The organism is Arenibacter arenosicollis, from assembly GCF_014397245.1.
Classification (GTDB): Bacteria; Bacteroidota; Bacteroidia; order Flavobacteriales; family Flavobacteriaceae; genus Arenibacter; species Arenibacter arenosicollis.
In genome coordinates this window covers 81,680-93,752 of record NZ_JACLHY010000012.1, presented here as the reverse complement: position 1 = coordinate 93,752, position 12,073 = coordinate 81,680, and the positions used below count along the sequence as shown (strand labels likewise).

11 protein-coding genes are annotated in these 12,073 nt (G+C 36.4%); 5 read left to right on the top strand and 6 right to left on the bottom strand.

Annotated elements, in window-relative coordinates:
* Positions 1-15: 15 nt before the first annotated feature.
* Together H4O18_RS12915 and uvrA are read right to left on the bottom strand one after the other, a co-directional pair.
* Entirely contained in the window at positions 16-1,389 is a 1,374-nt protein-coding gene (locus H4O18_RS12915) for a hypothetical protein (RefSeq protein WP_187585229.1), read from the bottom strand.
* 343 nt (positions 1,390-1,732) lie between these two features.
* Positions 1,733-4,516: an excinuclease ABC subunit UvrA gene (uvrA, locus tag H4O18_RS12910; protein ID WP_187585227.1), complete on the bottom strand. Its 2,784-nt coding sequence runs from the start codon at positions 4,514-4,516 to the stop codon at positions 1,733-1,735.
* A gap of 243 nt (positions 4,517-4,759) precedes the next feature.
* Here uvrA and H4O18_RS12905 point away from each other — a divergent pair, with 243 nt between their 5' ends.
* Entirely contained in the window at positions 4,760-5,341 is a 582-nt protein-coding gene (locus tag H4O18_RS12905) for an RNA polymerase sigma factor (protein WP_187585225.1), read from the top strand.
* Positions 5,342-6,080: 739 nt separating this feature from the next.
* A complete protein-coding gene (locus tag H4O18_RS12900) occupies positions 6,081-6,662 on the top strand; it encodes an RNA polymerase sigma factor (RefSeq protein ID WP_187585223.1) in 582 nt (193 codons plus the stop codon).
* 232 nt (positions 6,663-6,894) lie between these two features.
* Here the strand turns inward: H4O18_RS12900 and H4O18_RS12895 are convergent, their stop codons facing one another.
* Positions 6,895-7,560: an endonuclease III domain-containing protein gene (locus H4O18_RS12895; RefSeq protein ID WP_187585221.1), complete on the bottom strand. Its 666-nt coding sequence runs from the start codon at positions 7,558-7,560 to the stop codon at positions 6,895-6,897.
* A gap of 87 nt (positions 7,561-7,647) precedes the next feature.
* Between H4O18_RS12895 and bcp the strand changes: the two genes are divergently transcribed.
* Entirely contained in the window at positions 7,648-8,097 is a 450-nt protein-coding gene (gene bcp / locus H4O18_RS12890; protein WP_187585219.1) for a thioredoxin-dependent thiol peroxidase, read from the top strand.
* A gap of 72 nt (positions 8,098-8,169) precedes the next feature.
* On the opposite strand, the gene H4O18_RS12885 is transcribed toward bcp, so the two are convergent.
* Positions 8,170-9,630, bottom strand: coding sequence for a TonB-dependent receptor (locus H4O18_RS12885; RefSeq protein ID WP_187585217.1), 1,461 nt, complete (start codon positions 9,628-9,630; stop codon positions 8,170-8,172).
* Between the two features lie 88 nt (positions 9,631-9,718).
* Here H4O18_RS12885 and H4O18_RS12880 point away from each other — a divergent pair, with 88 nt between their 5' ends.
* Positions 9,719-10,483: an MBL fold metallo-hydrolase gene (locus H4O18_RS12880; protein ID WP_187585215.1), complete on the top strand. Its 765-nt coding sequence runs from the start codon at positions 9,719-9,721 to the stop codon at positions 10,481-10,483.
* A 65-nt stretch (positions 10,484-10,548) separates the two neighbouring features.
* Positions 10,549-11,043, top strand: coding sequence for a hydrolase (locus tag H4O18_RS12875; protein WP_187585213.1), 495 nt, complete (start codon positions 10,549-10,551; stop codon positions 11,041-11,043).
* On the opposite strand, the gene H4O18_RS12870 is transcribed toward H4O18_RS12875, so the two are convergent.
* Positions 11,040-11,699 carry an alpha/beta hydrolase gene (locus H4O18_RS12870; protein WP_187585211.1) on the bottom strand — a complete coding sequence of 220 codons (660 nt, stop codon included), beginning with the start codon at positions 11,697-11,699 and terminating at the stop codon, positions 11,040-11,042. The two genes, H4O18_RS12875 and H4O18_RS12870, sit on opposite strands and share 4 nt — an antisense overlap.
* Position 11,700: 1 nt before the next feature.
* Positions 11,701-12,027 carry a hypothetical protein gene (locus H4O18_RS12865; RefSeq protein WP_187585209.1) on the bottom strand — a complete coding sequence of 109 codons (327 nt, stop codon included), beginning with the start codon at positions 12,025-12,027 and terminating at the stop codon, positions 11,701-11,703.
* Positions 12,028-12,073: the final 46 nt, after the last annotated feature.

The window sequence follows — 12,073 nt, the reverse complement described above, 5'->3', positions numbered from 1 at the left end:
ACCTAAAAACTATTTTTAATTACTTCTAGAACTTCTTCCTCTCGTGGAAGCCGTTGATATTTTTCTTGCACTACTATTGGATGACCTGGCAACTGACCTTTTTACAGTGCTTTTTGACTGTACACTTGGTCGTTTTGCGGAGCTATTCCTTACAGATGAACCGTTATTACTTCTACTTGAAGAACTGCTTCTGACCGAAGTATTTCTTGGGCTTCTGCTAACTTCCTTTTTTACCGTTGTTCTGGTAGTTCCAGAAGGTCTGGATACAACCGCTTTACTCCTTTTTATAGTACTTCCGCTGCCATTACTACTTCTTGTAGTCGTAGTTCTACTTACAGTTCTCTGACCATTTCCTTTGTTGTTGGAACGAATTGAAGAACTTCTGGAAATAGATTTGTCATTTCTAGAACTTGGAGAACTACTTCTAACTGTTGTACTTCTCTTTATAGTACCACTTCCATTACTGCGTTGAGTGGTGGACCTTGAAACATTATTATTTCTACCGCTAACATTATTGCTTCTGGATGTTGTACTTCTTGAGATATTATTGTTCTTTCTGTAACCATCGTTGTTGCTCCTGGATGTGGTACTTCTGGAAACATTATTGTTCTTTCTATAACCATCGTTTCTACTTGCTACAGACCTGTTTGATCTAACGTTACTTTGACTTCTATACCCATGGTCCCTTACAGCAACCCTTTTATCGTTTCGGTAAACCGAGCTTCTCTTGTTATGATGCCCTTTATCGTACTTATAATGGTGACCTATTTTAGCATATGCTTTTCTGTGGTTGTGGTGATATGGCCTATAATAGGTATATCTTACAGGTTCGTAATACCTTCTATAGGGGCTACCAAATACCAGACTAAAGCCTAAAGCCGGTCTTACGAAATAGCTGTGGAAAGGGCTATACACATAATGCCTGTTGTATACGTTTATAAATCCTCTGTGATGGCTATAGTGGCCATTATGGTTATAGTAGACATATAAACCACCAACTCTGGATACTCTACCTCTGTTATAGTTGATATTTACATCCCCAATTTGACTTACCCTTCCGTAATAGTCATAATACACGGGAACATTCTCAACTTGGATAACAGCACCGTAATCGTCATACTGTACATAGGGGTTATAGTCATAACCTGAATTAAAAGTTATATTGGCATTTCCAAAATTTACATTTGCATTTACTCCACCTCTGTTGTCAATATAAAAATCGAATTCCCCATCTGGGTAAACCGAAAATGTAATGCCATCTTCAACAAAAATAAATGAGTTATCATTTCTATAAGTATTGCTTGTGGCAACCTTATTTTCCAATGAAGCAGCCATGGTACTTGTAGTACCTAATATAAGCGCCGTAAAAAGGAGTATTAAATTTCTCATGATATAAGGTTTTAAATTAGAATGCAACTATTCACATTCAGTTTGTATATACCAAACAGCATGCCAAAAAATCGATAACTAGTTTAAGTGATTGACTATTAGATACTTATAAGTTATAAACAATTCTCAGTGATTTTAAGAACAGCCCATAACGAAATTCGAAGTAATTATTTTAAGGACTTAAGTGGGAAAATATTTAGTAACTGGAAATCAGTATTCAGTAAACTGTAAACAGTAAACGAAAAACAGTGGATAGTAATCAGTATATGGTAATCAGTTACCAAAGGTAGCCGATTTTAGGAAATTGAAACTTTAAAACAGAGACTATATCCAATTCCCGTAACTATTGGGGTAATTTTTCTTTTAAATACTTGGCAGTGTAGGAGGTTTTGTTCTTTGCAACGCTTTCTGGTGTACCCTGAACCAAAAGTTGGCCTCCTTTATTTCCTCCCTCTAGACCTAAGTCTATTATGTAATCGGCACATTTGATCAAATCTATATTGTGTTCAATTACAATTATGGAATGTCCCTTGGCTATTAAAGCATCAAACGATTTAAGTAATTTCTTTATATCGTGGAAATGTAGGCCTGTAGTAGGTTCATCAAAAATAAATAAGGCCTTGTCCTTGGTATTTCCTTTTACTAAAAACGATGCCAATTTTATACGCTGGGCTTCGCCTCCGGAAAGGGTAGAGGAGGATTGTCCCAATGTTACATACCCCAAGCCAACATCTTGGAGGGGTTTTAGTTTTGTTACTATTTTGGATTGATTGTTTTTTTCAAAGAAGTCCACCGCATCATCAATGGTCATATTAAGGATGTTGTCTATGTTGGCATCTTCAAATTTTACTTCCAAGACTTCTTTTTTAAATCTTTTACCTTGGCAGGTTTCACATTCCAAATGTACATCGGCCATAAACTGCATTTCCACCGTAATCTCACCCTCGCCTTTACATTTTTCACACCTACCACCATCTACGTTAAAAGAAAAGTGTTTGGGCTGATATCCTCTTAATTTGCTTAATTTCTGACTTGCAAAAAGGTTACGGATATCGTCATAAGCTTTTATGTAGGTGACAGGGTTAGATCTGGAGGATCTTCCTATGGGGTTCTGATCAACGTATTCCACATGCTTTAGGGATCCAAATTTTCCTTCCATGGAGCTAAACTGCCCTGCTTTTTCTCCGTAACCTCCAAGCTCCTTTAAAATTATGGGGTACAATAATTTTTTTACCAACGTACTTTTACCACTTCCCGAAACCCCGGTAATAACCGTTAATATGTTTAAAGGGAAGATTACATCTATATTTTTAAGGTTGTTTTCCCTCGCTCCCTTAATTTCAATATAATTTTTGAAGGGTCTTCTTGTTTTGGGTACGGCAATTTCCATACTGCCATTGAGGTAAGAGGCTGTAAGGGAATCGGATTTAAGAATTTCATCCATGGTGCCATGTGCTACTACCTCACCGCCATGTGTGCCAGCTTTTGGGCCAATATCGATTACCTCGTCTGCGGCATTCATTATATCCTCATCATGTTCCACCACTATAACGGTATTGCCTAAATCCCGAAGCGATTTTAAAACAGTAATTAAGTTTTCGGTATCCTTTGGGTGGAGTCCAATACTGGGTTCGTCCAGGATGTACATGGAGCCTACCAAGCTACTCCCCAATGATGTTGCCAAATTTATGCGTTGACTTTCCCCACCGGATAAGGAATTGGATTTTCTATTTAATGTTAAATAACTAAGTCCTACATTATATAAAAATCCCAATCTACTTTCTATTTCCTTTAGTAATCGCTCTACAATTTTCCGATCATTGGAACTAAGCTTAATCTCCTTAAAAAAGTTGATAAGGTCTTCTATGGGCAATTCTACAAGATCGGAAATTGATTTTCCCGAAACTTTTACATAGTCGGTCTCCTTCCTTAAACGCCTTCCCTTACAGGTGCTGCATTTGGTTTTGCCGCGATATCGGGATAACATTACCCTGTTTTGTATTTTGTAACTCTTTTCTTCCAGTCCCGAAAAGAATTTATGGATACCGGTAAAATAGTTGTTTCCTTCCCAAACCAGTTGTTTTTGTTCATCCGATAACTGATACCAAGGTTTATGGATAGGAAAATCGAATTTGTATGCCACATTCACCAATTCATCCCGGTACCATCCCATACTTTCCCCTCGCCATGGAAATATGGCGTTTTCATAAACGGAAAGTGAAGTGTTAGGAATAACCAAGTCTTCATCTATACCTATAACATCCCCATAGCCTTCACATTTGGGACAGGCACCATATGGGTTGTTAAAACTGAACAGGTGTACATTGGGTTCCAGAAATTGCATTCCGTCCATTTCGAACTTATTGCTAAAATGGGTTCTTTTGCCTGTAGCAAGTTCCTGAACAAGGCATTGGCCCTTTCCTTCAAAAAAGGCCGTATCTATGGCATTGCCCAATCTATTAAAAAAATCCTCGTCGTTTTTATATATGATTCGGTCTACCACTAGTTCAAATTCCCGACCTACGTCCTTTAAATCCTCATCTATTCTGGTAACCTCTCCATTGTGCAGAATTCTGGCAAATCCCTGTTTGGAGAATAATTGTAGCGATTTATAGGGGTCTCTATCTTCACTGATCTTGATAGGGGCAAGCAAAAGCATTTTGGTGCCTTCTTCAAAGGTCTTTATATGTTCCACAACGTCCGAAACCGTATGTTTTTTCACCTCCTTGCCGGATATTGGGGAGAAAGTACGCCCAATACGCGCAAACATTAATTTTAAATAATCATATATTTCAGTTGAGGTTCCAACTGTAGACCTGGGATTGGTAGAGTTTACCTTTTGTTCAATGGCAATGGCCGGAGCTATACCTTTAATATAATCTACCTTGGGTTTGTCCAATTTTCCCAAAAACTGTCGCGCATAGGAGGACAAACTTTCCACATATCTTCTTTGTCCTTCTGCGTAAAGGGTATCGAAAGCCAAACTGGATTTTCCGGAACCTGACAAGCCGGTAATGACCACTAGTTTATTCCGTGGTATTACAACATCTATATTCTTTAAATTATGGAGCTTTGCTCCTTTAATTATAATATTATGTTTGGGATCAACGTCTGTTAAGATGGCCATATGCGTATTTAAGTTTGCAAAGATACGATATGTGAATTTTATTAGCTAGTAGCCTTTGTCTTACATATAAATATTATTCATTATAGGAAAGTGCATTGAATCGAAAGAATTTTTTCTATATTTGATGCGAAATAAACCCTAAATAGCCTATACGTACACAATTACTTTTTTAAAATCCTATTCGCTCTAATGCACTTGTCACAGAAACAGGTATGGCATTTTAGCCTAAAAAAAGTAATTTGTATGGAACTATTAATTGAAGATTCAGTATTAGTAAGAGACTACATGAACGGGGACGAAAAGGCCCTGGAGACATTGATCAACCGTCATAACCAACGACTTAGCAGTTTTATTTATTCCAAAGTCCAAGATCGGGAAACTACCGAAGATATTTTTCAGGATACCTTTATTAAGGTCATAAAGACCTTAAAAAAGGGCAATTACAATGAAGAGGGAAAATTTTTACCTTGGGTAATGCGGATTTCACATAACTTAATTATCGACTACTTTAGGAAGAATAAACGAATGCCTAGGTTTGAAGGCAATAGTGATTTTAATATCTTCTCCATAATAAGTGATGACAAGTTAAATGCAGAAAGACAACTTATTAAAGATCAAATAGATCTTGACCTTAATATATTGATCAAAGAATTGCCCAAGGATCAAATGGATGTCTTGGAGATGCGTTTATATAAGGATATGAGCTTTAAGGAAATATCCGAAAATACGGGAGTAAGTATCAATACTGCCCTGGGCAGGATGCGTTATGCACTTATTAACCTTCGTAAGATCGTAGAAAAGCACAATATAATTTTAACGAATTAATAGGCTTTATAACTGGCTTTAGTTAATTTCTTCATAACACTTGCGTTATTTGTCCATAGACGTATATTATTATGAAGAAATTTACCGTTACTACTAAGAACAAATGCACTATAATGTCCACACGCAGGTCGAAAATAGATTTTTTACTGAATTACTCTAAATCGCTGCACATCATTAAATGTAATGATGAACTGCAGGAACATTGTTTAAACTAGGAAATTCCAATTGTTTGGCCCAGAGTCTTTACTTAGTCGTTAACGTATTGGTTGCTTCTTGGCCATATGTAGTATAGGGAATGGTTATGTAATGGCTTTAAACAGTGCTACAAACACTCCATTCTAGGGTATCATATATTTTTCCAATTACTTTTTGCGCATAAACTCCATAGACAAGGAATTTACTTGTTCGTTACAGTTGGGGTATTCCTACTCCTTATTATATAGGTCTATCTGCCATTAACTGTACCTATAATATTTTATACTCTTTCTGGTAGTCCCTTTAAGCCCATCTAACTTCAATTTTGGCCAATTATTATGTGTAAAATAAGAAAATCGGCATTTGACATCAATTAATGGGGGTTTTACAACATAGTTTTTTTCACACATGAGCATTTATATACTTTTATCCTGTTACTAATCAACAAAGAAGATTTTTAGTCTTCATTTAGAGAAGAAGTAATAAAAAAAAGTCCGAACCGAAAGGGGAGGCCCCCTAGTTTAACCAAAAAACAATAATTTGTATGGAACTGCAAATAGATGACTCAGTATTAGTAAAGGATTACATTAATGGTAATGAAAAAGCTTTAGAGGTTTTGATCAACAGGCACAACCAACGTATTAGTAGCTTTATTTATTCTAAGGTTTTGGACCGTGATGTTTCAGAAGACATTTTTCAGGATACCTTTATTAAAGTAATTAAAACCTTAAAAAAGGGTAATTATAGCGAAGAAGGTAAGTTTTTGCCTTGGGTTATGAGAATTGCCCATAACTTGGTAATTGATCACTTTAGAAGGAACAAAAGAATGCCAATGTTCGAAGGGAATGATGATTTTAATATCTTTTCTGTAATTGGTGATGATAAACTAAATGTTGAAAAGCAGCTAATCAAAGATCAGATTGATTCAGATTTAAATTTATTGATCGAGGAATTACCCGATGATCAAAAAGAAGTTCTGTTAATGCGTATTTACAGGGATATGAGCTTCAAGGAAATTTCAGAAAACACCGGTGTTAGTATTAATACTGCATTAGGGAGAATGAGATATGCGCTTATTAACCTAAGAAAAATCATAGAAAAGAATAATATCGTTTTAACGAATTAACAGGTCATAGGTCGAAGAGTACAATATTTCCAATTTAGTGGCGTTATCTTAACATAACAATACTATAATCCTATGGAAAAAATTTACTCTGAGCATCGAAACAAGTGTAAACTTGCGAAAGCAAGTCCTGAAACTATCAAGTTCCTATTGGGCTATTCCAAATCATTGCAAATAATTGAATATAATAATGTTCAGTTTGAAAATAATTTAAACTAGCACAAAAAATCCCACCTTACGAGTTGGGATTTTTTGCTTTATAATAGGCTTGTAACACTGGTTTTCTGCCAATTTTCTTGGTTATAATGTCTTTTTCCAAATTCCATCCCCTTGCCGGTGAGTATTCCCGTCCGTACCATATAATCTGTAAATGAAGATCGTTCCATATTTCTTTTGGAAATAATCTTTTGGCATCCCTTTCAGTTTGAACCACATTTTTTCCGTTGGAAAATCCCCATCTGTACATGAGTCTGTGTATATGGGTGTCTACAGGAAACGCAGGAATGCCAAATGCTTGGGAAACCACTACGCTCGCAGTTTTGTGTCCAACTGCTGGCAATTGTTCCAATAATTCAATCTCTTTAGGAACTTGTCCTTCATATTTTTCAATTAAGATTTTAGAAAGTCCGTAAATTCCCTTCGATTTCATTGGGGATAGACCAACAGGTTTAATTATTTCCCTAATCTCATCGGCTGTCATTTTTACCATATCATAGGGATTGTCCGCTTTGGCAAATAATAATGGCGTAATCTTATTGACACGGACATCCGTACTTTGCGCAGATAATAATACAGCAATTAAAAGGGTATAGGGATCTTTGTGGTTTAGTGGAACAGGAATGGTCGGGTAAAGTGCTTGTAAAGTTTCAATGGTAAAGTTTACTTTTTCCGCTTTCGTCATTTATTACGTAATTTTATAACTCTAAAACTAAGGAACGCCCATAAAAACGGGTTTCTTTTTCGATATAAATTTAATTAAATTTTAACTATGAACACTTTAAAAGTAGGGGATAAGGTACCCTCGTTTTCAGCCAAGGACGAAAATGGCAACGATATAAAATTGTCCGATTACCAGGGGAAAAAATTAATAGTCTTTTTCTATCCTAAGGCAAATACACCAGGATGTACGGCGGAAGCTTGTAATTTAAGGGATAATTATTCCGAACTAAAAGCCCAGGGTTATGAGCTGCTTGGCGTAAGTGCGGATTCGCAAAAAAGGCAGCTTAGTTTTAAGAATAAGTATCAATTTCCATTTCCCTTGTTGGCAGATGAGGACCATACATTACTTAATATATTTGGTGTTTGGGGACCAAAACAGTTTATGGGAAAAAAATATGATGGTATTCATAGAATGACTTTTGTGATTGATGGGGACGGAGTAGTGGAAAAGGTGATTGAAAAAGTTAAAACCAAAGATCATGCCGCTCAATTACTGTAAAAAGTAGGAAATAAAAAGAGGCTGCCTTAATCTTTATGTTTAGGACAGCCTCTTTATATGCATACTAATAAATTATACTTTTTCCTGTTCTTCCTCTTTGGGTTTACGGATAAATAATTTCTTCTTTTTTATTATTTCCGCAATACCCTCTGGAAGTACAGATTCCCATCCTTCTTCACCATTAATTATTTTTTTGAGAACATCCCTTGAGAAAACATGTAAAATTTCCGGATCGTAATCAATAATATCCATCACCTTTCCATTGTATTTAAAGAATTTGTACAATTCTTTCATTCTCGGATGTACTTTTATGGTATTACTGGTCATGATTTGGCCGGTTTCCTCATTGCGCATGGGATATAGGTACACTTTAAGGTCCTTAAAGAATAACTTACCAAAAGCTTCTAGGATACCGCCGCTCAAATGACGGTAATATTTCTCATCAAAAATATCCACCAAATTATTTACCCCCATGGTAAGACCAATTTTGGACTTGGTATAATTGCTAAAATATTCTACTAGCTTAAAGTACTCCTGGAATTTGGAGATCATTACGGTATGGCCCAAGGAACATAAAAGTTCTGCTCGGTCCATAAAATCCTGTTCATCTATTTCCCCTGAAGCCCGGAGGTTGGAGAGTGTAATTTCAAAAATAACAATGGTATTTTCTTCCTCGACACTAGGTTCCCTAATGAATATTTCATAGGATTTTTTAAACATATCCATATTCACATTGGTCACAGGTCTAAAGCTTCCGCGCAGGGCCAAAATATTCTTTTTGTAAAGAAGGGTCGCCGGTAAAAGATTATTGCCATCGGGACCAAACATTACGGCGTCCGTCATATCATTTTTAACAAGCTGCAAACTCATTAATCTATTATCGACTTCCGCAAAATTGGGACCTGAAAAATTAACCATGTCTATTTCAACCGTATCCTTGTCGATATGGTCGTAAAGGTACTTCAGTAACTTTCTAGGTTTATCGTACTTATAAAATGCACCATAGATAAGATTTACCCCAACAATTCCCAAGGTTTCCTGTTGCAATCTCGCCTCATTCTGTTTAAAACGGATATGAAGGATAATTTCATTTAATTCCTTTTGTTTGGGATCCAGTTGATAACGGATACCAATCCACCCATGACCTTTATACCTTTTGGAGAAATCAATGGTAGCCACTGTATTGGCGTAGGAAAAAAATAATCGGTCAGGGTGTTGTTCGCGGCTGATCCTATTGTCCATGTTTTCCATTTCATGGGCCAACATTTTTTTTAACCTGGACTGGGTTACATATCTTCCGTCTTCCTCTATTCCATATATAGCATCGCTAAAATCTTTGTCATAAGCACTCATTGCCTTGGCAATGGTTCCCGAAGCACCTCCCGACTTGAAAAAATGTCCTGATGTCTCCTGTCCGGCGCCAATTTCAGAAAAGGTGCCATAAATATCAGGATTTAGGTTTATCCTTAAGGTTTTCGCCTTTATTGAGGGAACATTAGTAAAAGCGATTTCTTTCTTGAAAATAGTGGACATAGGGTCTTTTTTACTTGTAGCAAAGTTAAAAAGTTTGGGCTATCTATTAAATAAATTAGTTATAAATTTGGATTAAATAGATATAAGATTGAAAATAACTTTTCTAGGAACTGGAACTTCACAGGGAATCCCGGTAATTGGGAGCAAACACCCCGTATGTTTAAGCAATAATCAAAAGGATAAAAGGCTTCGAGTATCCGTAATGATTTCTTGGGACTCCTACAATTATGTAATAGATTGTGGCCCCGACTTTAGGCAGCAAATGCTTACCAACAATGTGGTAAAGATCGATGGAATTTTATTTACGCATGAACATTCCGACCATACTGCAGGGATCGATGATATTAGGCCATTTTTTTTCAGGCAAGGGGATATCCCCATCTATGGCCATGAACGAGTTGTTGATTCCATTAAAGAGCGATTCCATTATATATTTGCCGATGAAAATCGATATCCAGGTGCACCCGCAGTAGAGATCAACACCATTAAAAATAATAAGCCATTTAAGATCGGGAACTTAATGGCAATACCCGTGGAGGCACAACACAATAGATTGCAGGTTTTTGGGTTTAGAATACAGGACTTCGTGTATTTAACCGATGTGAAAAGTATGGAAAAAGTAGAAATGGAAAAAATAAAAGGAGTAAAGACCTTGGTGGTCAACGCCTTGAGGATGGAGCCCCACCATTCACATTTCAACTTGGAGGAAGCTTTGGAGTTTATTGAAATCATAAAACCAGGCAAAGCGTATTTAACCCATATAAGCCACTTATTGGGTTTTCATGATGAAGTTGAAAAACAGTTGCCACCAAATGTGCATTTGGCCTATGACAATCTAGTTTTGGATGTCTAAGGAACTTTAGGGTTCCTGAAATAATTTTACTAAAAACAATAATTTATAACTGATAAAACCAAGGAATGAAACATAAAATTTACCTGTATTTATTCATATTTGTTTCCTTAATAGCACTATACCAATTTGTAAGTACCAACAATATGGTAAAGGCGAAAAATACTAAAATAGAATCGCAGTCGGCCGAGCTCGTCCAATTGGAAGATTCTATTCAGAAATTGCATTTAAAAGTGCTGGACAACCAATATTTTTCGTTGGAAAATAATGATGATGCCTTGGCGTATTACGATCATCTAAAGTTAAAGGATCCAAGCCTTTATATATCGGATAAGTTATTGGAGACCAATGAGAGTAAAGGAGATAACCCCCTTATTCCTTATGAGGGTATGGAAAATGATTTTAAAATCAATAAAATTAAGATTTTAAACCATAAATGGATATTGGCCGATTTCTCGGATGGGAAATATTGGGGCGAGGTGCTGATCAAATATGAACTGAAAGATGATCTTGGTGTCGATTTTTCACTAATAGATCATCTTTTGTATACCCGTAGTAATTAAATTTTATCCTGAAGCCATGTTTTGAAGGAGTAAAAATTTTGTGGAGCCACACCGTGGCCTACCGGAAATTCCTCATATACATGCTCGATTTTTAAATCTTTTAAAATAGTGGGTATTTTCTGTGCCCAAGAAACAGGAATTACTTGATCAACGCTGCCATGGGACGCATAAATTTTTAAATCTTTAAAGTCGTTTTCCTTATAATTTTCCACTAACAGGTTTTCATTGATATAACCGCTTAAAGCAATTACATTCTTAACCATATTGGGGTAGGATAGGGCCAAGGCGTAACTTAGTATTGTACCTTGACTAAATCCTAGAATGGTAACATTTTTTTCGTCCAGTCCATAGGTTTTGCAGGCTTCTTCTATAAAGACCTTGATTTTATCCCTGGACAAAACTGCTTGTTCCTCATCGTTCCACTTGCCCTTATCAGCTTCAAAATTAATAGCATACCAAGCATTGCCATACGGTTGCATTGGATATGGTGCCCTTGCCGATATTATACATAGTTCTTTTGGAAGTTCGGGGGCAAAGGAAAATAGATCATCCTCGTTGCTTCCATAGCCGTGGAACATAAATAGCACGGGCGGTTTGCCAGAGCTAATGTTCGAAGGTCTAATGAGGTGTTCCAGTGATAAGGGAGCTGTAGTCATTTTAAGATATAAAAGTGAACCATTTTTGAAAATAGGGGCCTAGTACAGGCACCTCTTGTTTCTTGTTGTTTAAGGCGCCAAGAAAGCCATAAAACCATAGTACAACATAAAAAACATAAAGGCCGTACCAAGCATACTCATTATACCAATTGCTCAAAAAAATGGCAAAGCCAAGAAATACAAGATGTAAACCAAATGCCTGTCTTGTATGAAAGCGGGCAAATTCGTTCTTGGGATCCGAATTCATCGAAATGGCAATCAAAGCCCCAACCATGGTTAAATAAGCCACAATAGCAGTGGTTTTTCCTTCCTTAATAACATTCTCCATAGTGGCAAAGTTAGATCAAGTTTAATATGTGTACAAAAAAAGAGGC

What these genes read in the sequence shown, in the direction of transcription:
- H4O18_RS12915 (WP_187585229.1), bottom strand. Translation starts at nt 1,389, where the DNA reads ATGAGAAATTTAATACTCCTTTTTACGGCGCTTATATTAGGTACTACA.
- uvrA (WP_187585227.1), bottom strand. Translation starts at nt 4,516, where the DNA reads ATGGCCATCTTAACAGACGTTGATCCCAAACATAATATTATAATTAAA.
- H4O18_RS12905 (WP_187585225.1), top strand. Translation starts at nt 4,760, where the DNA reads ATGGAACTATTAATTGAAGATTCAGTATTAGTAAGAGACTACATGAAC.
- H4O18_RS12900 (WP_187585223.1), top strand. Translation starts at nt 6,081, where the DNA reads ATGGAACTGCAAATAGATGACTCAGTATTAGTAAAGGATTACATTAAT.
- H4O18_RS12895 (WP_187585221.1), bottom strand. Translation starts at nt 7,560, where the DNA reads ATGACGAAAGCGGAAAAAGTAAACTTTACCATTGAAACTTTACAAGCA.
- bcp (WP_187585219.1), top strand. Translation starts at nt 7,648, where the DNA reads ATGAACACTTTAAAAGTAGGGGATAAGGTACCCTCGTTTTCAGCCAAG.
- H4O18_RS12885 (WP_187585217.1), bottom strand. Translation starts at nt 9,630, where the DNA reads ATGTCCACTATTTTCAAGAAAGAAATCGCTTTTACTAATGTTCCCTCA.
- H4O18_RS12875 (WP_187585213.1), top strand. Translation starts at nt 10,549, where the DNA reads ATGAAACATAAAATTTACCTGTATTTATTCATATTTGTTTCCTTAATA.
- H4O18_RS12870 (WP_187585211.1), bottom strand. Translation starts at nt 11,699, where the DNA reads ATGACTACAGCTCCCTTATCACTGGAACACCTCATTAGACCTTCGAAC.
- H4O18_RS12865 (WP_187585209.1), bottom strand. Translation starts at nt 12,027, where the DNA reads ATGGAGAATGTTATTAAGGAAGGAAAAACCACTGCTATTGTGGCTTAT.